Source organism: Nocardia sp. NPDC056564, assembly GCF_042793755.1.
Classification (GTDB): Bacteria; Actinomycetota; Actinomycetes; order Mycobacteriales; family Mycobacteriaceae; genus Nocardia.
Genome location: NZ_JBHTUR010000001.1, coordinates 620,268 through 641,457, shown reverse-complemented (window position 1 = coordinate 641,457; position 21,190 = coordinate 620,268). Strand labels below are relative to the sequence as shown.

19 protein-coding genes are annotated in these 21,190 nt (G+C 59.4%); 13 read left to right on the top strand and 6 right to left on the bottom strand.

Translation table 11 applies throughout. The annotated features are described in order from the left end of the window. Positions 1 to 918 precede the first annotated feature (918 nt). Positions 919 to 1,713 carry a helix-turn-helix domain-containing protein gene (locus ACFQ9K_RS02800; RefSeq protein WP_378713515.1) on the top strand — a complete coding sequence of 265 codons (795 nt, stop codon included), beginning with the start codon at positions 919 to 921 and terminating at the stop codon, positions 1,711 to 1,713. A 318-nt stretch (positions 1,714 to 2,031) separates the two neighbouring features. Here ACFQ9K_RS02800 and ACFQ9K_RS02795 read toward each other — a convergent pair whose 3' ends face one another. Then, positions 2,032 to 2,847 carry a helix-turn-helix domain-containing protein gene (locus ACFQ9K_RS02795; RefSeq protein WP_378713512.1) on the bottom strand — a complete coding sequence of 272 codons (816 nt, stop codon included), beginning with the start codon at positions 2,845 to 2,847 and terminating at the stop codon, positions 2,032 to 2,034. 474 nt (positions 2,848 to 3,321) lie between these two features. Continuing rightward, on the bottom strand, positions 3,322 to 4,707 hold the full coding sequence (locus tag ACFQ9K_RS02790) for a cytochrome P450 (protein WP_378713510.1): 1,386 nt from the start codon (positions 4,705 to 4,707) through the stop codon (positions 3,322 to 3,324). Between the two features lie 654 nt (positions 4,708 to 5,361). On the opposite strand from ACFQ9K_RS02790, the gene ACFQ9K_RS02785 reads away from it, so the two are divergent. The 5 genes from ACFQ9K_RS02785 to ACFQ9K_RS02765 all read left to right on the top strand — a co-directional run bounded on the left by ACFQ9K_RS02785 (position 5,362) and on the right by ACFQ9K_RS02765 (position 9,240). After that, entirely contained in the window at positions 5,362 to 6,810 is a 1,449-nt protein-coding gene (locus ACFQ9K_RS02785) for an NCS1 family nucleobase:cation symporter-1 (protein WP_378713509.1), read from the top strand. Between the two features lie 98 nt (positions 6,811 to 6,908). Beyond that, entirely contained in the window at positions 6,909 to 7,799 is an 891-nt protein-coding gene (locus ACFQ9K_RS02780; RefSeq protein ID WP_378713507.1) for an NAD(P)-dependent oxidoreductase, read from the top strand. A gap of 32 nt (positions 7,800 to 7,831) precedes the next feature. Next, positions 7,832 to 8,188, top strand: a complete 357-nt coding sequence (locus ACFQ9K_RS02775) for a hypothetical protein (RefSeq protein WP_378713506.1) — start codon at positions 7,832 to 7,834, stop codon at positions 8,186 to 8,188. Beyond that, entirely contained in the window at positions 8,176 to 8,637 is a 462-nt protein-coding gene (locus tag ACFQ9K_RS02770) for a DoxX family protein (protein WP_378713504.1), read from the top strand. Before ACFQ9K_RS02775 ends, ACFQ9K_RS02770 begins: the two co-directional genes overlap by 13 nt. A 27-nt stretch (positions 8,638 to 8,664) precedes the next feature. Then, the gene (locus tag ACFQ9K_RS02765) at positions 8,665 to 9,240 is read left to right on the top strand and encodes a CGNR zinc finger domain-containing protein (RefSeq protein ID WP_378713503.1); all 576 of its coding nucleotides are present in this window, start codon (positions 8,665 to 8,667) and stop codon (positions 9,238 to 9,240) included. Here ACFQ9K_RS02765 and ACFQ9K_RS02760 read toward each other — a convergent pair. Further along, on the bottom strand, positions 9,235 to 9,894 hold the full coding sequence (locus ACFQ9K_RS02760) for a GntR family transcriptional regulator (RefSeq protein WP_378713501.1): 660 nt from the start codon (positions 9,892 to 9,894) through the stop codon (positions 9,235 to 9,237). The genes ACFQ9K_RS02765 and ACFQ9K_RS02760 overlap by 6 nt on opposite strands. Positions 9,895 to 9,970: 76 nt before the next feature. Between ACFQ9K_RS02760 and ACFQ9K_RS02755 the strand changes: the two genes are divergently transcribed. The 6 genes from ACFQ9K_RS02755 (at position 9,971) to ACFQ9K_RS02730 (ending at position 15,889) form a co-directional block, all read left to right on the top strand. Beyond that, positions 9,971 to 10,756 (top strand): sulfite exporter TauE/SafE family protein, encoded by a 786-nt coding sequence (locus ACFQ9K_RS02755; RefSeq protein WP_378713499.1) that lies wholly within the window; start codon positions 9,971 to 9,973, stop codon positions 10,754 to 10,756. 1 nt (position 10,757) lies between these two features. Beyond that, the gene (locus ACFQ9K_RS02750) at positions 10,758 to 12,098 is read left to right on the top strand and encodes an amidohydrolase family protein (RefSeq protein ID WP_378713497.1); all 1,341 of its coding nucleotides are present in this window, start codon (positions 10,758 to 10,760) and stop codon (positions 12,096 to 12,098) included. Between the two features lie 23 nt (positions 12,099 to 12,121). Continuing rightward, on the top strand, positions 12,122 to 13,525 hold the full coding sequence (locus ACFQ9K_RS02745; protein ID WP_378713495.1) for an MFS transporter: 1,404 nt from the start codon (positions 12,122 to 12,124) through the stop codon (positions 13,523 to 13,525). Beyond that, the gene (locus tag ACFQ9K_RS02740; RefSeq protein ID WP_378713494.1) at positions 13,509 to 14,075 is read left to right on the top strand and encodes a fumarylacetoacetate hydrolase family protein; all 567 of its coding nucleotides are present in this window, start codon (positions 13,509 to 13,511) and stop codon (positions 14,073 to 14,075) included. The genes ACFQ9K_RS02745 and ACFQ9K_RS02740 overlap by 17 nt, the downstream gene beginning before the upstream one ends. A gap of 122 nt (positions 14,076 to 14,197) precedes the next feature. Then, on the top strand, positions 14,198 to 15,064 hold the full coding sequence (locus ACFQ9K_RS02735) for a polysaccharide deacetylase family protein (RefSeq protein WP_378713492.1): 867 nt from the start codon (positions 14,198 to 14,200) through the stop codon (positions 15,062 to 15,064). 492 nt (positions 15,065 to 15,556) lie between these two features. Then, positions 15,557 to 15,889: a Tn3 family transposase gene (locus ACFQ9K_RS02730; protein ID WP_378713605.1), complete on the top strand. Its 333-nt coding sequence runs from the start codon at positions 15,557 to 15,559 to the stop codon at positions 15,887 to 15,889. A gap of 470 nt (positions 15,890 to 16,359) precedes the next feature. Here ACFQ9K_RS02730 and ACFQ9K_RS02725 read toward each other — a convergent pair whose 3' ends face one another. From ACFQ9K_RS02725 to ACFQ9K_RS02715, 3 genes are read right to left on the bottom strand one after another with little or no spacing between them, the layout of a single operon-like run. Further along, entirely contained in the window at positions 16,360 to 16,974 is a 615-nt protein-coding gene (locus ACFQ9K_RS02725) for a hypothetical protein (protein ID WP_378713491.1), read from the bottom strand. Between the two features lie 55 nt (positions 16,975 to 17,029). Next, on the bottom strand, positions 17,030 to 17,758 hold the full coding sequence (locus ACFQ9K_RS02720; RefSeq protein WP_378713489.1) for a tyrosine-type recombinase/integrase: 729 nt from the start codon (positions 17,756 to 17,758) through the stop codon (positions 17,030 to 17,032). Next, positions 17,719 to 17,928 (bottom strand): hypothetical protein, encoded by a 210-nt coding sequence (locus ACFQ9K_RS02715; RefSeq protein ID WP_378713488.1) that lies wholly within the window; start codon positions 17,926 to 17,928, stop codon positions 17,719 to 17,721. Before ACFQ9K_RS02715 ends, ACFQ9K_RS02720 begins: the two co-directional genes overlap by 40 nt. Positions 17,929 to 19,778: 1,850 nt before the next feature. Here ACFQ9K_RS02715 and ACFQ9K_RS02710 point away from each other — a divergent pair. Continuing rightward, positions 19,779 to 20,099, top strand: coding sequence for a hypothetical protein (locus ACFQ9K_RS02710; protein ID WP_378713486.1), 321 nt, complete (start codon positions 19,779 to 19,781; stop codon positions 20,097 to 20,099). The last annotated feature ends 1,091 nt before the right edge of the window (positions 20,100 to 21,190 follow it).

The window sequence follows — 21,190 nt, the reverse complement described above, 5'->3', positions numbered from 1 at the left end:
GTACACCGGGGGTGCAGGCGTCGTCGGTTCCGGCGCCACAGCTGGCGGAGGAGGCGGCGGTGGGGCGGTTGTCCCCGGTTGTGACGGACTGGTCACACCCGGCTGATCGGCAATCACTGCTGGCGCGGTCACCGCACCAGCTGGACCCGCGACCGCGAGGACCATCGCGAGCGGCACCGCACTTGCCAGGATCACTCGACTGCCGCGAATGCTGTTGTTAGTCAGAGCGTTCCGGCGAATCGGTAGGCCCTTGCCGTGATGGGCACTGCCGCGGCGGAGACTCGAGCGTTTCCTTGATCTGGGCATAACGAATGACCCTTCGTCCTGAAGGTTGGAATGGGGATTAGTAGGCGAATGTGACGCAATGGCGTCACCCGCACCTCCCAGTCGCGAATGCTCCCGGGAGGCACCGCTTCTCAGGGCGTGTGTCAGATGAAAGGAAGGATCAATGCCAGCGCTTGATGAGCAAAGGACAATCCGCTGCTCAGCAAAGAAAATCCAGCGTTGACCCAACCCAGAATCATGAAGGGGTCCAATTCAACTTCCTCTCAATCGGTTCGGATGAGCACCCTTATCCAAACTCCGCGAGCGCCTGGATGACCAGGCCTTGGACCCATCTCATTTTCGCTAACGGTTGCAGTGTCAAATTGCAAAACCATAGCCTACCAGGACTTTTGGTGGCACTTTGACACTGAGACCGTTAAACGATACTTCTTCCGAAACCTGAGACGGGGCCAGATCCATGCTGTAGAGATCACGCCTCCAGATACCTTGCGGCAGCGAAACTCTGCCAACTTCCACATGACAGTTCTTGCCGGGTTGTGGCCAATCTGGTAAGAACGAACCAGCCACGAGGGGGCAATCTAATGGCGTATCGCTATCCGCCCACGGCGGAAGACACCGAACAGGGGACTTCGCATGAGCTGGGATCAAAACCTTCGCCCCGACAAGCCCTGGCGAAAGCCCAGCATCCCCAGCCTGGGAGCCACTTGTCGGCATATCCGCGAATATCGGGATCTGTCACGGGATACCGTGCGCAAGCGCCTCGGCCTAAGCACGTCGTACCTGTTCAGGATCGAGATGCAGGGAGTCATGCCCAGCATAGAAGTTCTCGACCAGATCATCGAGGGTTACAATCTCGACACCGCACAAGCCAGGCACCTACGTGAGCTTCGCGCGCCGACCGAACAGCTGGAACCCTCGCATGAACTTTGCCACCGGGTAGCCACAAATGCCGCGCATATGGCCCACCTGAACGACCTTGAATCACTGGGCGTGCTCGGCGCCTACGTCGATCCGTTCGCCTCAATCTTGGCTTGTAACAATCTATTTCGGTCAGCGATGCCGGGCATCGAAGATCTGAAATCCTATCCGATTTGGCTGTTCAGCTCGGCGGCGAAGGAGGTGGTTGTCGATTGGGAGCGCGAAGCCGATCACTGCATAGCAAGCAACAAAGCCACCCTTGGCCGCTACCGCGACGCCGGACAAGCCCAAGACTTCCTGCGACATCTGAGGAACAACAAAGAGTATCGAAACCGGTGGGCCGCGAACATTCACATCTCATATGGCCGTGACACCAACGATCTGCTACATCTTCGCGATCCGGGCAGTAAGGCAGTCATCGACTACAACTTCAGCCACTCCAACGAGTCTCGCAACGTAATGCTCTATGTCGGATTCCCCAAAGCCGATGCAGCGCAACACATCTCTTGAACTACAGGTCCGACGCGGATTGGCAGCCTGTTCAGAGCTCATTATAGCGAGAGACCCTGCAGAAAGCCCGCCGTCGATGCCCCTCTCGCCACAGCCACAGACCGCGTTGGCTTCTCGCGCACAATCTCCCGCCATGTCATCGCCGATCCGCACTACAGGCACGCCACCCCGGGCTCGGCCTATCGTAGTCGAAATCCCCTCGCTCTAAGAGGAATTGACCAAGCTCAAGCATCCAGGATTGCCCAAAACTCGCCCTTTCGCAAAGAGACGCCGTCGGCGGCCAGCCGTCACGCCCTCTTACTGCGGAATGTGTTCATTCTACGTCGCTTGCCACTCCGGGAGGCACTTACCCTGCTTTGCAACAACATTCAGCAGCATCAAGTCAGAGGTTTCGGGCACGGCCGACATCGTCAGGCTGTACGCCACAAGTTCATCGGATCCCGGAATGCGGAAGTACTCCAGATCGGTACTGTCACGACCGTAACTGATGTCGATATTACTGGCCCATATGCGACGAAAGTCGCTGTTGCGCCGGAGTCTTCGCAGGAGCGCTTGGGCCTGATCGCTCTCACGGTGCCGAGCGAGAACGGGTTTTGCCGCAGCGATTGCACGAGCAGCTTCGACCTCCCAATTGGCATGCACTTCCTTCGCGACCGGGGTGAACATCCACACTAGAATTGAGCCCGCTTCGTCGATAGCCGGGAATACCGACCGGAGCAGGTCATTGCACATCAGCACGGTGAAGAGCGGGTTGAGATAGGCACCCGGCATTCCCCGTTTCTGCAAATCGTCCAAATGCGCAGAAAACCCCGCCTGAGAAGCCACTCGTTTCCTCAGTTCCTCGTCCGGCCTGATGTCTACCGACCGGGAGCGAAGTTCGCGCAGGTAGCGCGCCTGGTCGTCATTCAGTTTGTAGCCGGCGATGAGACTGTTCAGCTTCTTCTGACTCGGCTGCGATAACCCATGCTCAAGTTGGGAGATGTAGCTGGGCGAGACACCACTACGTTTGTACGCCGTTGCCCGCGACAACCTCCGATGATCACGGATTTGCCGCAGAGTTGAAGGCAGCTCCAGGGCGTACACGTCAGCAGGACCGACCCCGTTACTGCCACGGCCGCCCGACTTCTCGCTCATGCTGGAATGCCCCCTTCCGTGTCAAGCCCTGGAACAGCCCCTACTGGAAGTCCCTCATCGCTCAGCAACCGCATCGCACACCGCGATTCAGATAGCCAATGCATCACTGCTGCTGCAACTGTCTCAAATATTTGCAATCTACCCAAGACCTCCTAGCAGGACGCAACGTCCTCAGCATCGGATTCCAGTCGCGTCAATCCGATTCGTCTCACGCCAGGGCGCGTAGGTCCCGGGAAGTCCGCGACTTCTCTGTATCTGTGGTTGTCATCGATCGACTGGTTCCAACGCCGCGGCCTCCTCCATGTGCGTCGTGCGGCGAACCGGAGACTATATCACAGAGCAGGCCGAAACCATCGCGACAAGCATGAAAACATGCACGCACGGAACAGAGTCGGAACATTGAGCGCGATAGCTCCGATGACTACGGGGTCGGGTTAGCGCCTTCGGCCACGATAGGCCTGCGACAGGTCGGAGTCAGATGACCCGGGTGGTTCCTTCCGATCGGATGGCCCCTGGTACACGTGCTGTCGCACGCATCCGCAGTTGCCGAGGTTGCGGCACAACCGCCAACGTAGGCCTGATGTCCGTACCTGGAACAATCTGCATCCGCCAGCGAGCGGCGACGGTTGCTAAGGCCAACGTCGCCTCCGTCACGCCGAAGTGGTCACCAATACATTTGCGGGCGCCCGTGGCAAACGGCAACCACGCGCTACGCGGGGCTGGCGTGGAGAGACCCGGATCGAATCGGTCAGGGTTGAACCGCTCCGGGTCGAGATACAGATCCGCACGGTGTTGAATCGCGTACGAGCTGTAGATCACGGTCGTACCAGCAACCAGGACGTGATCTCCGAGCTTGGTGTCTTCGGTCACCGTCCGAGTCTGCAGCCAAGCGGGCGGGCGCAGACGCAATACTTCGGCAATCACTTGACCGGTGAACTGCAGCCTCGACACATCCTCGTAACCGGCGGATCGGCCAGCAAGAACCGCATCGACCTCAGAGTGCACACGAGCGGCGAAGTCGGGATGCTGGTCCAACAGGATCAGCGCCCACGCCAGTGTCGCCGCACTTGTGTCGGTGCCACCGAAAAAGAACGCGAGCACCTGGTCGACAATCTCGTCGTCGCTCAACTGCCCGCCCTCCTCACTGTCGCGGGCAAATACCAACGCCGAGAACAAATCTCCGCGATCAACCCGCTCCGCGCGCCGCGTCGCGACCAGCTCGCTGAGGATAGTGCGCATTTCCTTCGCAGCCGTCTCGGTAGCCCGGTTGCCTAGAATCGGCAACCGACGCAGCCACTCGGGCATCATCATCTGCCGCAAGACACCAGCGAAAACGGTTTCTACATCGTGGAGTATCCGCTCCTGCGTCGCATCCGAGATCGCCCCGTCGAACAACGTCGACGCGATCACGCGTCCGGCAAAGGTGTGCAGGTCTGCTTTTACATCGACGACCTGCCCGTCCTGCCAGGAATCGACGAGTTCGGAGATCTTCTCTGCCATAACCGGCACATACGCGGCGATGCGTTTCGAACTGAACGCTGGCTGCAGCAAACGCCGTTGCCGTCGATGCTTCGCATGGGGACACGTTGCCAATCCCTCGCCGATCATCTCTCGACCGCTGTCGAATTCCGGCCCGCCCTTGTCGAAGATACGGTCGTTAAGCAACACCTGTCGGGTCAGTTCAAGATCGCAGACGACCACCGCGGTCATCGGTCCAAGCCCAATCCTGACCAGGTCACCGTGCTCGGGCAGTGACGCCACGAACCCCAACGGATCCCGCACCAGCGGAACCAGATGCCCGAATACAGGCAATCGACGCGGCGCCATCGCGATCGTCGCGAGGTCGCCCCGCCTGTCCATCTGCCTATCAGGCGCGCACCCTGCTATCCGACGCATTGTTGCTACCCACCGACGAAATCCAGACAGCTCACCCACGCCCATCTCCCTCCCGAGCAGGTACAACTACCCGTCCCAGTGTCCATCAATCCAAACTTCCCTACCACCACCCGCTTGGGTGGATTAAACCAGCAAGCGGCACCTGGTTTAGTTGAGTAGCTTCTCGATACCTCGGCTCGACGACGGTGCGTGGCAGTGGTTGGTTGCGCCCCAGGCGGATACCACGTGTGGGACAACAAGGCTGGCCGTTGATGGGGCGATCGCTACGAGTTGTGCCCTGACGAGCTCAACAATCCGCACCGGTGTGACCAAATCATCGAACTCGCGAGGCAGGCGCGCGCCCATAAGCCTTGAGCGGTGCTCACCTGCTGTGATGACCAACCACGCGGAGAGTCGACACCAGCAACACCACCGCCAGTTGAACATCCTCGACAGAGCGCACACGTTCTCGGTCTGAATCTGTGGACGTCGTTTCTCACGCGTCCAGATCCGCACAAAAGAGTCCCTGACTGGCCTGGAGGTCGGATTGCCTTGAGCCCACCTTGCGTGATGGCCATCACAGCGACTATGGTTGGAACCGGTTAAAGTGGTTCCAACGCCGAGTCAGGAAGAACTCAGATGGCAAGACGATCGCATCGACTGTGGAATGAAGACCTCCGTCCTTCGACCCTCAGGCCCTGGGGGACTTACAGCATCACGTCCATCTGGTTCGCCTGTATGCACAATCTCGGCGTATACACGGCAGCGGCAGGTTTTCTACTGTTAGGCCTGCCGGCCTGGCAGGCCCTGGTGGGCGTGTTCATCGGACTGTTAATACTGTGGGGTGCAACGCAATTGATGGCCGAGCCAGGGCACCGGTACGGCATCCCGTTGCCGGTCATTGCTCGAGCAAGCTTCGGCGTCTTCGGGGCGAACTTTCCTGCATTGATACGGTCAGTTGCCGCGGTCGCCTGGTACGGCATTCAAACCTTCCTGGCCTCACATGCGGTTATGATTATCGTGCTACTGGCATTCCCTTCGGGGGAAACCGCACTTGGGCGGTGGAACTTCGCTGGGCTATCCCTGCTGGGTTGGCTCTGCTTTCTGTTCACGTGGGGTCTTCAGCTGTTCATCGCTGAGCACGGCATGGAAACGATCCGTCTCGTGCAGAACTGGGCGGGCGCTGTCGTGTCGGTCGTAATGATCGTCATGGCTGCGGCATTGACGTTTCAAGTCGACGGAGCCGTTGACTGGAGTTTCGGATCAGCCGGGTTGGAGATAAGGAGCACGCTGTTGGTGATTCTGCAGATTGCCATGGCAATGTGTGTCGTCCATGCACCCATGGTGTTGAACTTCTGCGACTTCACCCGCTTCGCCCCCAGGGCCCGTGACGTGGCGCGCGCGAACCTCTACGGCCTGCCCGTCAACGGGCTGATCTTCGCCGTCACAGTTGTCGCGGTGACAACCGCTGGATACCGACTCTTCGGCGTCTTCATCGCCGAACCCACTCAGATCCTCGAACGCACCTCCAACAGGTGGGTCGTCGGGATCGGCGCATTGCTGTTCTTCGCTGCGACACTTGGCGTCAACATCGTCGCAAATCTTGTGTCGCCAGCGTTCAACTTCGCCAATGTGGCTCCGTCCAGAATAAGCTTCCGAAAGGGTGCATTGATAGCATCAGTCCTCGCCATCGCTGTAATGCCCTGGAAGATCTTCAACTCCCCGGCAACGATCAACTACTTCCTCGGCACGCTCGGAGCAATGCTCGGCCCGCTTCTTGGTGTCATCGTCGCCGACTACTACATCCTGCGCAGAAGAATTCTGCGCGTCGACGACCTGTATACCGAGGACTCAAACGCGATCTACCACTACTCCTTCGGGTACAACTGGCGTGCATTCGTCGCGGCGGCGGCGGGAATGGTGGTCGCCGTCCCAGTGTCGGTAATACCCCTCATACCTGGCTGGGCCAGTCTCGGCTGGTACGTGGGTGTCGCATTAGGCGCGACTCTGTACATCGGACTATCGCGCAACAACAAAGCGGCCATCGTAGAAATACAGGCTCTCGAAGTTTCCTTACCCAGACAGTGACGGGCATTGCGCCAAGCTGAGACCGCTGGGCCGCAGCTGGACACACCATAGCGAACCAGTTCAACTGGTTCACTATCGACTAACGGAAGGTTAAGAGCATGAACAGCGAACAGACCAGGGTGGCGGTGCTCGGCACTGGGATCATGGGGGCACCAATCGCCCGCAACCTCGCCAAAGCCGGCTTTGCCGTCAGCGCATGGAACCGCACTGCCGCCAAGGCCCAGCCGCTCGCACAGGACGGCGTGCGGATCGCAAGTACACCCGCGGACGCGGTTCGCGACGCGGACGCCGTGCTGACGATGCTCACTGACGCCGATGCGGCGCTGGACGCTATGCGGCAGGCCGCATCCTCGCTGCTCGAAACTGCAGTCTGGATTCAGACCAGTACCGTTGGCGAGGATGTGGACGAGTTGCTCTCCTTCGCCGCGGAGCGGTCGATCACCTTCGTCGACGCGCCGGTGCAGGGGACCCGCCAACCTGCCATCGAGGGAAATCTTCTGGTCATGTGCGCGGCCGATCGCGCGCTTCGCGACCGTTTGCAGCCCTTCTTCGACGCCATCGGATCGCGCACACTCTGGGTCGCGGATAGCTCTGCCCAAGGCACTGCAAGCAGACTGAAAATCGCCACGCACGCGTATGTCGCGGGTCTGACGCACGCTCTCGGTGAGGCGTTGTCGATGGCGACCGCACTAGACGTCGACCCACGACTTTTTCTTCAGGCAATGGCCGACGGACCACTCGATTGTGCGTTCATGCGGGGTAAGGCCGAAGTCATCGTCAACGCTGACTACACCGCGTCCTTCTCCGTCCTCAACTCCGTGAAAGACGCGCAGATCGTCCTCCGGGCAGCGGACCGACATGGCATCGCGTTGGACTGCACCAACGCAGGTCTGCATCGGTACGAGCGACTCGTAGACGCCGGCCGCGGCGACGACGACATGGCAGCAACGTATCTCGCGAGCTTCACCTCAGAGCTGCAGCAGCCCTGAACATCGGCACACTCCAAATGTTAGGAAATATCATGGCTTTCGAACGCCACACATTTGATCACATCGGCATTCCCACGACTGAGCGCCACACGGGTGAGGTGTTCATCGAAGAAACCAAAGTATGGCTGACGAGTCCCCGCGCCCACCCTGCAAATGTCGAATGGCTCCGATACGAGCCGGACACTGACGTTCCCGCACAGGTTCGAGACTGCCCGCATGTCGCCTATCGTGTAACCGACATAGAAGAGGCTGTCCAAGGTCATGAAGTATTGATGAAAACTTTCGAGATCGGAGGCGGATTCGCAAAGATCAGTTTCATCCTTTTCGAGGACGCAGTCGTAGAATTTATGCAGTATCGCAACCCTGCTGAGGACGGATGGTTCGAGTGAGCTGGTTGCACAGGCTTCGTACACGCCTCTCGGTGGAGCGTCTGCTGGTGGGAATGGTGTTCATATACGCGGGGCGGCGGGTGTTTTGCGATCCGGAGGGCCCGACCGCGAAGTTGGAGCGCGTTCTACCCACAACGCGATTCACGGCCGAGACATCGCGCACCGCCGTAAGAGCGAACGCCGCGGTCATGGTTATTGCCGGCACAACGCTGGGACTCGGCATCGCACCGCGCCTGTCGGCATATCTACTCGCCGGGTCACTGTCGCCCACGAACGTGGTCGGTCACGACTTCTGGTCACACACTGATCCGAACGACCGAGCTACGGAGTTGAGTTCGTTCCTTTCCAACCTGGCGATCACGGGCGGGTTGCTCTCCGTCGCGCGCACGAAGAGTGCGGCAAGCCTTGATCGACAAAGGCACAGGGCGTCGCATCCTCAAGTTGAATGAGATCTCCTGACAAGGAAAATTAGGTTCATGAGTCCAATCGCTGATTCACAATTTCGTCTCGACAATGAGTCCTTGGCGTTTCGCTTCACCGCCACGCTGACTGATCGATACGGAAGAACCCGCGAACGTTTGGATACCCCTGAGTCGTTGAGCCGCTGGTGGGACCTCAATGATCTCGATCTCGGGACCGCCGACTTGGGCGAGGTCGACCTCGCCAAAGCGCGAAGATTGCGCGAGACGATTCACCGACTGGGCACCTGCGTCGCCGAACAGTCAACCCTCCTTCCATCGGACGTCGATGCACTGAACAGCTTTTCGCGATTCGGTGGGGCGGACCTGGTACTCGACAACGGGCGAGCACGATGGGAACTCCTCGACGGCCTGGCGAATCGGGCGGCACTGAGCGTCGTCGCACAAGATGCCATCAGTACTTTCGGAGGCGCCAATGCTGACCGCGTACGAACGTGCGGACGAGACGAGTGCCGGGGCTTATTTATTGATACCAGCAGGGCCGGCAAACGCCGTTGGTGCTCGATGAATACCTGCGGGAACCGAGAGAAGAAGGCTCAGATGAGGCAGGCCGGCACCAAAGCCTCTTCATGACTCCGTGTCGGCAGTCGCATCAGCGGCTGCGTGTATGTGCTGTGTCATCGCTTCGCCGGCGGCATCACTGTCGCCGGCGAAGATCGCATCGACGATAGCTTGGTGCTGCGCCGATACGGTCGACGCCCACGCAGGGTCAGCCAGATTGGATACAGCTGACACCGCGATGCGATCCCATACCCGACCGAGGAAATCGGCGAGCATCGCATTATCGGCCGCTTCGACGATGTGCCGGTGAAACTCGAAATTCCGTTGCGCGATGATTCGGGGGTCACCAGCATCCACCGCGTCCTCGATCGCCTTGGCTTTGCGCCGTAGCTCCTTCAACATCACGGGGGCGAGTTCACCGTCACGTTGCCTGCGCGCTGCGGACTCGCTCGCCAGCCGCTCGAGCACGGCACGCACACGGAACAGGTCGCGTCGCTCCTTGTCGGACAGGCCGGCGACTACCGCACTGCGACCAGCCCGCGCAACCAGCCCATCAGCGTTCAAGCGTTGCAGCGCTTCCCTGACCGGAGTGCGGGACACTCCGAGCTCCTCGGCGAGTTCCACCTCGGCCAACCGGTCGCCTGGTGCATAGCGTCCGGCTGACAGCCGACTGCGCAACGTGGCATACACAGATTGGGCGCTATCGGCTGCTGTCGCGCGGGTCATGGGCCAACTGTACACAGGGAGTTCAGGCCACGGTCGCCGATTGACGATTTGAGCATGCATTGTATACAGTGAATGCATGAGCGTGCTGGGTGTCACATGGACCAACTGGGCTGTACTCGCGGCCGCGGGACTTCTCGCCGGAGCGATCAACACGGTCGCCGGTGGTGGCTCGTTGATCTCGTTCCCTGCGCTGGTCGCTCTGGGCTACAACCCACTGGTCGCCAATGTCACCAACGCCGTCGCCACGGTGCCTGGTTATGTGGGTGGATGCATCGGCTTCCGGACCGAGTTTGCTGACCAGGCAGCTGAATTGCGACGCCTGGGTGTCGCTACTATCTTCGGCGCTTTGCTGGGGTCCGTGCTGCTGATGACCTTGCCTGCCACGAGCTTTCAGAAGATCGTCGGGTGGCTCGTCTTGGGGTCGGCGATCCTGATGCTCGCCCAGCCTCGAATCCGGCGTGTTCTTGTTGAACGTGCACACCCTACGGCGGCGGACGCAACGCCGACTTCAGTGTTGAGTCTCTACGCCGCTCAGTTCGCCGTCGCAGTGTACGGAGGCTATTTCGCGGCCGGTCTGGGCGTGATGATGCTGGCGGTCCTCGGCGTCTTTCGCCACGACACCCTGAATCGCTTGAATGCGTCGAAAACGGGTCTGTCACTCATCGTCGGCGTTGTCTCGGCGGTGTTTTTCGCGTTCAACGCACCAGTCGCTTGGGCGCCGGCGCTCATCCTGGCAATCTTCAGCCTTCTCGGTGGGCTCGCCGGTGCCGGCATGGCCCAGGTGATCTCCGCAAAGTCCCTGCGTCGCATTGTCATCGCTGTCGGCTTCATCGCCGGAATAACCCTGTTGATAAGGAAATGAAATGGCTTTCGAACGTGCCGACGACCTACCGCAGCGGCAAACTTTACTCATACGCGGCGGCCTGGTCGTGGCGATGGACGACGACGAACCCCGCCCTGCCGACATCCTCATCGAGGACGGTGTAATCGTCGAGATCGGGTCTGAACTCAGCTGTGCCTCGGCATTTAGCATCGATGCTGAAGACCACCTTGTGTTGCCCGGCTTCATCGATACCCATTGGCACCTGTGGAATTCATTGCTACGGGGCACAGTGGGATCTGCGCCAGGCCATGACTACTTTTCGGTCAAGCGGGCATTGGCGCCTCACCACGATGTCGACGACTTTTATTGGGCTGCGCGCTTCGGGCTCGCCGAGGCGGTAGATGCCGGTTTCACAACCGTCCACAACTGGGATCACAACGTCCGCGATATCGATGATGTCGATGCCAACATCGCAGCGCACCTCGACGCCGGACTTCGCGGTCGGTTCTCCTACGGCCCGCGCGACCACAGCGGAGAAGGCGAGCTGATGGACCTGGCAGGAATGCGGTCCATGCTCGAGCGCTGGACTCCTGAACTTCTCGACAACCGCATCACCTTCGGCGTGGCGTTGCGAGGTCCATACCGGACCACGTCGGAGGTCTATATCGCGGAATGGAAGGCAGCCAGAGACGCCGGATTGCCTATTACGATGCATTGCGATCGCTGCCTACGCGAACCGAACTGCAATCATTGTGGTTTGACCCGACTGGCAGACGAGGGTCTCCTCGGGCCCGACGTGCAAATTGTGCACGCAGTGCATGCGTCCGGCGAAGATATCGAATCACTTGCTCGCTCGGGCACCACGGTGTCGTTGAGCCCCGTCACCGAACTTCAGACAATGGGATTTCCGCTTGTCTCCGAGTTACTCGCCGCCGGCGTTGCTGTGAGCTTCTCGATCGATACTTTGGCGATGCCTACCACGGCCGACGTCTTCACTGCACTGCGGACCGTGTTGTCCGTCGAAAAGGCCCGGACACAATCCGATGATGTCACGGCGCGACAGCTGCTGCGAATGGCGACTATTGACGCCGCAGCCTGCCTCGGGATCGGCGACACGACGGGATCGATATCAGTAGGAAAACGTGCGGACGTGATTGTGATAGGTCACGATGTGAATCTTCTCCCGACCGGAGATCCGTTCGATTCGCTCGTCTACAACGGCCGTACTGACAACATCAGAACCGTTGTGGCAGACGGTCGGGTGCTCAAACGTGATGGCGACCTGACCCAGGCGTCTGCGTCCAATGTCGGACTGATCGCACAATCGCGCCGCGATCACATCGTCGCTCGTGCTCGGGCTGCTGGCGACTGGCAGTACTGACCAAATAATTTGAAGGACGATGCATGTTAAACGACAGCCGTAAGAACACGAGCCCGAGGCCACTGAACGACACGGCCGCATGGTCGATGTTCACAGTACTACTACTGGCATATTCGGTCAACGCGATGGATCGGATGATATTTCCGGTGCTACTCACCGATATCCGTGACGAATATCACTTCAGCCTGTCGGCAGCCGGACTTCATTCCACGATATTTGCGCTGGGTATGGGAATGACGGGGATACCACTTGGTGTAGCGCTGCAGCGGTTCGGCCGTAAGCCCATCTTGGTCACTGGCACGGTTTTGTTTTCCGTGGCGACTCTGCTCACCGTCGTCAGCATCGGTTTCACCGACATGCTGGCGTGGCGGGTCCTGTCGGGTATCGGCGAGGCAATGCAGCTCGGCGCAATCCTCACGGTGGCATCAACTGCCTTTCCTCGACGCCGCGGGCTCGCAATAGGGGCCGTCAACACGGCCTTCGCGCTCGGCTCTGTCGTAGGGCCGGTATTGGGCGTGGCGTTGCTGGAGCGCTTCCACACATGGCGTGCCCCTATGATTGCCTTTGCCGTGATCGGCGTAGCCCTCGCCGCTCTAGCCGCTGGAGTCGTATCACCGAGACTGACCGATGTGGGCCGGCCGGCCCACGACGATCCAGATGGTTCATGGTCGGGTGGCGCGTTGCTCCGAAACCGCAACACCTGGCTCTTGGCAGCCATGGCAGCGCTCTTCGGCCTGATCGACTTCGCCTACATCGGAATGTACGCGACCTTTCTGCGTGAGCACCATGGATTCAGTGCCAGCAATGCAGGCCTGGCAGTGAGTTTATCGGGGCTAGCGGCATTCGCTTCTCCGCTCGGTGGATGGTTGACCGACCGCGTCAACCCCGCCCGGCTGCTCTCCGTGCTGTGTATAGCGCAGGCCGTGTCGGGCGCCATGCTGTTTGCCGGCCCGGCAAGCTTTGTGTGGCAGTGTGCGTGGTCGTTGTTGTTCGGCCTCATCGCCAGTGGCGGACTATATGTTGCGTTGGCAACGTCCATGGTCAGAAGCGTCGCTGCACACCATGCCAGTCTCGCGTCGGGGTTGTTCATCACTTGCATCTACGTCGCTGCCGCGTTCGCGGGACTGCTCTACAGCCGGCTGGTCGGAACCACATCCTGGACCGTCGCAGGCCTCCTCCAGATCACCGGCTTATCCACAGTATGCGCCGTGCTCACGCTTCTGCTGAAACGATCCGAGTTCGGCATGCCCTCGAAAGATCCAATGGCAATCGCACCGAAAGGAAATGCTCGTGCTGACACCACCACCACCAATTACGTCACCGTCGGTCCGCATTCTCGACACTGGCGAGAAATTCTACGTTCGCCGGATCTACTGCGTTGGGCGCAACTATGTAGACCACATCAGGGAAATGAAGGAGGGCAATGAACGCGACGATCCGTTCTTCTTCCAGAAACCGACCGACGCCCTCGTGCGTTGCGGTGCAGCCGTTTCCTATCCACCCGACACCCAGGAGTTCGAGCACGAGGGTGAGCTCGTTGTCGCGATCGGTGCCGAAGGCGCTGAGGTACCGGTCGAATCCGCGCTGGGACTGGTGTACGGCTACGCAGCCGGCATCGACCTCACGCGCCGCGACCGACAACGGGAATGCCGCGCCCAGATGCGCCCTTGGGAAGCCGGAAAGTCATTCGACCAGTCTGCACCATGCGGTGTGATCACCCCTGCGCAGCAGTGGGACGGCGGCTATGACGCCCAGCTCGCGCTAGCAGTCAATGGCAATATACGACAAAGTACTTCGCTTGGACTGATGATCTGGCACGTGCCCGAGATCATTGCTCAGTTGTCGAAACAGTACGTGCTGAAGCCCGGAGATCTGATCTACACAGGCACACCTGCTGGCGTCGGGACCCTGGTCAAGGGCGACATCGTCACTGTCCACATCGACGGACTGCAAACGCTCACAATTTCCATCAACTGAAGTCAATTCAAACAGCATCATCGGCAATCAAAACAATATGGAGAATCATGTTACCCCACGAGCGTATCAGCTATAGCGCAATCGGAGACCGCCCAGTTCGCCGACTACCGAACGGTAATCGCATGGCCGTATGGCTGATCGTCAATGTCGAGGAATGGTCACCCGAAGAACCTATGCCGCGAACAGTCCTGAGCCCGCCGGCCGGCGGTGTTCCAACGCCGGATATCCCGAACTGGTGCTGGCACGAGTATGGAAATCGAGTGGGTTTCTGGCGGCTCCTCAAAACGATTGACAAACACGATATCGCGACGACACTCGCGATAAACGGAAGCGCTATCACCGGCTATCCATCAATCACGGAAGCTGCCATCGAAAGGCACTGGGAATTCATCGGCCATGGCTTCGGGCAACGGAACATGCAGAAGGTTCCTGATGAACGCGCCGATATCCGCGCAACCACGGAGGCGATTATCGCCGCCACCGGTAGTGCGCCTCGCGGCTGGCTCGGGCCGGGACTGACCGAAACGTGGGAAACGCCAGATCTTTTGGCCGAAGAAGGATACGAGTACGTCTGCGACTGGGTGCTTGACGACCAACCGATGCAATTGAGCACCAGAACTAGGCAAATCACCAGCATTCCATATACTCAGGAGTGTAACGACGTGGCGATGATGCTTATACAACATCATTCCGCCGCAGAATACCGACGGCGCGCCATCGACCAATTCGAGCAACTGTACGCAGACTCTGCCGACTCGGCTCGCATTATGGCACTGGTCGTGCACCCTTACATCATGGCAGTACCCCACCGAATGAAGTATCTCGATGACGCACTCGCCCACATCCGCGGCCACGACGACGTCGTTTTCATGACCGGCTCGCAGATTCTCGATTGGCATCTGTCAACGCTGTCAGAGAGCTCGTCGCCGTCTGACATTACTAAGCCGGATCGCGCAGCAAGAATAGGACCTGTTCGAATACCGGTGTAATGTGTATTTATTGATCTACTTAATTCGAGCGGTCAAACTTGCAAGGCGATACCGCAAGTACTCGGCGCGACTTTCGATCGGGCCGGTTCTGACCTTCCCAGAAGGTTCGAACAGGTTGCGAAAGACAAACTACCGCTCGCACCGGATTTCAGGATAAACCTGGAGAAGCGTGCAGATCGGGAACTATTGCGTGGGCGAATTTCTGGGTCATTCGAGAACTTTGTCTCCTACATCGATCGAAAAGTACTGAGCGGCCCGATCACAGTTGTCGATAACGGCCTATGTGGCAGCACGCAAGAGATAATGGCCCACGTGCTCAAAAAGGACGTCAATGGCCACTACGCCTTTGTGTCAATATCCTAATCAAGAAAGGGCACGTATGTCACCTGCCGACAAACGGATGGCAAGGAGGAAACGTCCGCACTCTGCCCGAAGATCCGAGATTTACATTCCTATACCACAAATCTCTTTGGACCCTTGAATCACTGATACCTGGTCGGAGAGGGCCGTCACGACCTGGCGCGGCGGATCTACCACGGGAAGAAAGGCGAGATGACCCGCACCTACTACGAGGGCATGGAAGATCAGCTCTCCACGCTCGGGCTGGTCCTCAACTGCGTGGTTCTGTGGAACACCCGCTACTGTGACCGAGCCCTGGATCAGCTTCGCGCGCAAGGCTATCCGGTGCGCGATGAGGACGCGCAACGGTTATCGGCGTTCATCCGCAGCCATATCGGCATCGACGGCCACTACGCTTTCCATCTGCCCGATCTCGGCGGCACCCACCGGCAGCTGCGCGATCCCGACGCCCGCGACGACGAATGAATAACAGTTGGCGCTGTTGCACCGGGTAGGTGGCAACCGGGATGACCTGCCCACATCGTGAATACCCGGTAATCGGCGTCTTCGAGGATGCTCAATACTGGTTCCTGTTGCGGCCTGTTATACGCTGCCATCTGGTAACGTCCCGCCCTGCGGCGCGGATTCCACGGTTATCGTTCGATCCGCGGGTATTCCTTCCCGAAACTGCATTCGCGCCTCCGTCAGGATCGGATCATCGCGCGACCATACTTGCGCTTCGATGTATCGCCCGTTGTGAACTGCGTTGAGGTAATTCCGGTGTTCTCCATCGAAGTCAATCGAAGTGTCCGCATCCACACCATGGATGACGTGCGGCACGAGCCCCTCAGGTGTATTGGAGGCAGGCGTTCCCGCCACTATCTGGTAGTTGAAGAAGCTGTCCTCGACTGTGAACGTCAGGCGCTCGGCAGGGATCGAGTCGGCGGGAATTCGAATTACGACGGATCCTTCGGGGGCGGATATGTGCCTTGCTCGCTCACAAGCTTGAAGTAAAGTGGACTGTCGGCAGTCGGATTTCCTTTCTCCGCAGCGTGTGATCGCAGCCAGGCTTCGGCTTGCTTGCGAGTGTCCACGTAATCAGCGCCTTCAATCCTCTTTCCCATCTTGTGCGCGATCTCGGCCGCTTCATTATGGGGCAGGTCCATGATTGATGCGAAAGGGTCAAGCGAGTCTGCCGGTACCTTTCTTTCCAACCAGAGTCCACGAAATGGATGTGGCGGGCATCCGGAACCTACTCCGCTCTCGATGCTCTCGACGTTGCCGGGGTGGTGTCTGCTCGACCGCTCGGGAAAATATTGACCATTGTGACTGTCATCGCTGGGGTGTGATGACCGTTCCATCTCACGCGCGCTCGTGCTCGCCGCGATCTGCTTCCCATCATGCTCATCGGCGCCTTCAAACTTGCGCATCGCATTGCGGAGCTCAGCAGCGTCGCCCTTGTACCCGGCGGACAGGTGAGTGCCGACCTGGCGACTGAGCGGTTCGTCCAAGTCGTCCCGCAACCGCCGCAACAGCACATTCAGTTCATCAGAAGAGAAACCCTTCACCACAGACCACCCCGGTCGACACACGGCCGAAGTTCGAGCGCGGATCTCATCCCCTGGATCACCGCTCCCGCAGCCGACGCGGGGCAGGGTCACTGTCTGCTTGATAACGCCGCAGCCCCTCGTCGGACACCCGCGCATACTTCGCGAGGCTGCGCACCGAGGTATGTCCCGACAGCTTCATCAAAACCGGCGTCGACGCGCCCTCCTCCGCCGCGTGCGTCAAACGCGAATGCCGCAACTGGTGCAGCGTGTACGGCCCATCGTCGAAGCGGGCGGTGTGGGCCTCGAACAACTCAGCGGCGCGGCGGTAGGACAACCGCGCCCACCCCGTCGCAGGGTCAACGTCGTTGCTGGCCACCGATGGACGGGCCTTGCGGTCAGTGACGAACAACGGACCGGACTTGCGGCCGCCCAGCATCCGCGGCAACAACCTTGCGGTCCCGGTCTGCCACGCGATACGCTCCCGCGCCCCGCCCTTGCGGGTCACCACCGCACACCGGTTCGCGGTGTCGAGATCGGACACATCCAGCATCAACACCTCCTCGGCACGCGCCGAGGATTCGTAGAGCAGGTGCCACAACACCCGCTCCCGCAGCGGCGCATCCGATCCCAGGATCTGCCCGACCAGATCCCTGCTCAGTGCCTTGCTGATATCCGGCGGCGCGGGCCGTGCTCGCAACCGCACCATCGGGTCACCGACCAGCCAGCCTTGCGCCCGCCAGTACCCGCACGCCGACGCCAGCGCCGTCAGCCGGATGTTGAACGTTTTGGCCGACTTCCCGCCCACACGAACGTGAACCAGCCACTGACCCGGTCCGGCTCCTGATCCAGTAGCGACACATCCGTGTCCGCTCCGAAATCGGCCACCAACCGATCCACCGCCGCCGCGTACGTCATGCGCGCGTTGCGCACCGTGATCGTCGCCAAGTAGATCCGTGCCGCATCCGCCAGCCGCACACAACTCACCAGCGTCGGCGGCCTTTGAACCCGCCCCATCTGCCATTTCCTAGCACTACCGCACATAGCTTTCCGAGTCGATCCCGCCCGAAAGATGCATCGAGCCAGGACGACCCCGAGAGTACCGCATATAGTGCGACACTATATGCGGTAACTCCCGCCCGATTCGACGGCAGCGAGCGCGACGTCCGGCTTCTGGTGGACCACCACGAAGACCTGGTTGCCGAGCGCACGCGCATCATCACCCAGCTGCGGTGGCAACCTTCACGAGTTCGATCCTGCCCGGACACCGCCCGGCAAGCTAGAGCACACCAGCGCCTATGACCGCGTCGAGCGGCACCTCGCCCAGTTCGATGGGCTCGTCGGCCGGCTCGCGACGAGCCTGGTCACATACTTCGCCCGCCACAACGGCACCACACCGCTACCGGTCTGGTCGTCCAACCGTGCCAGACACCGACTGTCGCGCACCGGAATCGTCAATTCAACGCAGCTTCACCGCATGATCCTAACTCAAGTTCGCTGCCACCTGGACGCGCGGGCGCTGATGGCCAGGCGCAAATCCGGCGGAGACGGAGGAACGGAAGCCTTCCGAGTCCTAAGCGACGGCCCTTCGACGTCGTCTTCCACGCCATGCTTGCCGACCAACACTTGATCGACCTGACCGCGGCTTGACAGAGGAGCCGTTTACCGTCCCCTTTCGCTGGCTTCAGCGACTCCGATGCCTGCACGGCAGCACGTGGAATCACCATCGGAAGCGGTACAGAGCCGATGCTGGTGTAGCCCCGGCGACTTCTTTGATGTGCTTGTCAAGCTTCGAGTCGACCCTGGCTTCGGGACTCTTCACTGAAACCATCCGTGCGCCACTTCTTGAAAAAATATCGCATGTACAGCTCCTAGCCCATAGTCAGAAGGATCCGTTGGCCTCAGACACAAATCGAGCTGCTGGACGAAGCGATCGCCATGCACGTGGCGGACGCTGCGTCGCGGCCATGTGCCGATTTCCCTCTGCTGGGAACCGCTCGCCTGTAATCGCAGAATACTAAGACATGTCCAGGTCTGCGGAGGTACGAAGCTCAAGCAGCGACGATCTCCAGTTCGCGCGTGTTGCCCGCTCATGCTGCCACATTGAATCGATGACGTGTGACGATTCGATGTTATCGATTGTGGCAGTGCGCAGAGCGCTGGAGCTTATCGAGTGGCCCACCGGACACCATTCCAGCACCGAACATCGTGAGGAATGAATGCGCGAAAGCTTAAAATATCTTATGACACAGATTCGAGATTCCCTTCGCCGTGCCGCCCCAGATGTGAAAATGATTACCGCAGATCCGCTTAAACGTGCTCGCGATTCAGCTCGTGCAGCGGCCAAGGAAACGTCGGCAGTTGATCACAGTTTCCAAATGGGCCAGCGCACGCGCCCAGAGTCAGATCGTAACGCGCGGCACGTACGCCCTCTAAGGTCACGGCCGCAAAGATACCGACCCGGCGTAGCGGAGCGTGCGATGGCGGCACGTCGTCTTGTCGCACCGCTTCCAGGTGAAAGAACAGAGATCGGAGTGAGCAATTCGGCGCGTCTCTTGCGATCCACGGATGGTAACCGCAATGTTTACAAGCCCGTGTCCGGTGAGCAGCTCGGTCTCAGGTCGACGATTCCTAGCCGTCGGGGAGAGTATGCCAAGAGAGAGGTGGCTGCGTACCGGGTCGACGAGGCCGTTGGATTGGGAGTGGTCCCACCTACCGCAATGATACGCGGGCCAGACGGGATCGGATCTGTTCAGGAATTCCGTTCTCTTAACGCAAGACCGCTGTTTCCGCATGGAGGACATAACTCTCAGTCGGAGAAGATTGCTGTGCTCGACTACCTCATCCTGAATACCGATCGGGACTTCAACTATTCGACCGGGGTAGCCTACGATAATGCCCTGTCGTTCCACGAAGGACCAGTTGTCATCAGGAGCGAGTCCGTCCATTATTATCGAGGACGTGCACTGAGTGAGGGGATGATGAACAGTCTCAACGCGGTTGATATCAAGCGTCTGCGTGCGGGTCTCTACGAGGTAGGCGCAGGGGTTCTGGATGAGAGTGAGGTTGGTTTGCCTAAAAAGGTTGTCGACGGCGTAATCGACCGCCTCAGGGAACTCAAAAAGCTGGGCTGCATTCCTTACTACTGAATCTGTCGTAGTTGGAGGTAAGATCCGCGATCTTCAGGCCGATATGTCGCGGGCCGACCATGGCATGCCGCCTTTGTTCCCGCTGCATTCCACTCGACCCTCGCGCGGCGCGAATTTCATGATATCCTGGAAAACTCATCATTCTGCGGAATTACCCTACCGATCGACCTTATGTGTCATGTATGTCTATTGGAAGAGGACGAGCATCGAGCGAAGCCGACCCATGCCCTAGATATGGATCATCGCCAACAGACGCTGTCGGGACTGTTAGGCGCCAGATGCCAAGCGGTACGGATTGGAAATCGAGGCCCCTGAGAAAGAAGCTTCTACAGCATCTCTCCAGGCAGGGCGGTCCCCGATAGACCGCGTGCGACCGGTGGCATCGGATTGCAGCGGGCGGGTTATGTGCTCATGACACACCGCCACTTCGATTTCGACCGTCATCCGATGTCCACTCTGCAGAGAGGTCGACACCACGGACATCAGCGAGGGCTTGCAGCCCTTCCGACTCATCGACCGGGACACACGCGTAGGCATGCAAGCCGTCATCGTCGCGTCGGAGAATGTAGTGGTTGGTGCCGTCGGTCAACTGGTTGCCGGCGGCATCGCAGAACAACCACCGAACTTTGACGAGGAAGATCTTGTCGGTGAGTTGGTCACAGTCCACGAATTCGTGCCCGACCGAGGACCGAGGCCAGGCCGAGCTTGCGATACAACGGAAAAGACCGCTCAAGTGCCTGAGCCATGGTTTCCCGCGATTCGATGGTCCCCACGTCGCGGTCATCGAGGATCATTCCGGGCATCCCCACAGAGACGCTCCTACTGCGGCGTCGTAGTCAGTCAAGGCGCCAGCATAACGACTGAGGTAGTCATTGATTTCCTTTTTGAGTTCGTCCATGACATCGACCCTAGATCGAACAAGCGAGCAAGAAGCCGGTTCCGTGTGCCCACGAGTGACAACAGGTCGCAGACGACGCCGTGTGCGACCTACGTCAGCGACAATCAGCCTTACCGAGAGGAGCCTGCCCTGCGAGTTCGATTGAGCTGTGGTTTCGTCTGCGTGACATCGTTCCCCCTTGTCGAACATGCGA

Excerpts from the sequence above, each read along its gene's own strand:
- ACFQ9K_RS02800 (WP_378713515.1), top strand. The coding sequence starts at position 919 with ATGAGCTGGGATCAAAACCTTCGCCCCGACAAGCCCTGGCGAAAGCCC.
- ACFQ9K_RS02795 (WP_378713512.1), bottom strand. The coding sequence starts at position 2,847 with ATGAGCGAGAAGTCGGGCGGCCGTGGCAGTAACGGGGTCGGTCCTGCT.
- ACFQ9K_RS02790 (WP_378713510.1), bottom strand. The coding sequence starts at position 4,707 with ATGGACAGGCGGGGCGACCTCGCGACGATCGCGATGGCGCCGCGTCGA.
- ACFQ9K_RS02785 (WP_378713509.1), top strand. The coding sequence starts at position 5,362 with ATGGCAAGACGATCGCATCGACTGTGGAATGAAGACCTCCGTCCTTCG.
- ACFQ9K_RS02780 (WP_378713507.1), top strand. The coding sequence starts at position 6,909 with ATGAACAGCGAACAGACCAGGGTGGCGGTGCTCGGCACTGGGATCATG.
- ACFQ9K_RS02775 (WP_378713506.1), top strand. The coding sequence starts at position 7,832 with ATGGCTTTCGAACGCCACACATTTGATCACATCGGCATTCCCACGACT.
- ACFQ9K_RS02770 (WP_378713504.1), top strand. The coding sequence starts at position 8,176 with ATGGTTCGAGTGAGCTGGTTGCACAGGCTTCGTACACGCCTCTCGGTG.
- ACFQ9K_RS02765 (WP_378713503.1), top strand. The coding sequence starts at position 8,665 with ATGAGTCCAATCGCTGATTCACAATTTCGTCTCGACAATGAGTCCTTG.
- ACFQ9K_RS02760 (WP_378713501.1), bottom strand. The coding sequence starts at position 9,894 with ATGACCCGCGCGACAGCAGCCGATAGCGCCCAATCTGTGTATGCCACG.
- ACFQ9K_RS02755 (WP_378713499.1), top strand. The coding sequence starts at position 9,971 with ATGAGCGTGCTGGGTGTCACATGGACCAACTGGGCTGTACTCGCGGCC.
- ACFQ9K_RS02750 (WP_378713497.1), top strand. The coding sequence starts at position 10,758 with ATGGCTTTCGAACGTGCCGACGACCTACCGCAGCGGCAAACTTTACTC.
- ACFQ9K_RS02745 (WP_378713495.1), top strand. The coding sequence starts at position 12,122 with ATGTTAAACGACAGCCGTAAGAACACGAGCCCGAGGCCACTGAACGAC.
- ACFQ9K_RS02740 (WP_378713494.1), top strand. The coding sequence starts at position 13,509 with ATGAAGGAGGGCAATGAACGCGACGATCCGTTCTTCTTCCAGAAACCG.
- ACFQ9K_RS02735 (WP_378713492.1), top strand. The coding sequence starts at position 14,198 with ATGGCCGTATGGCTGATCGTCAATGTCGAGGAATGGTCACCCGAAGAA.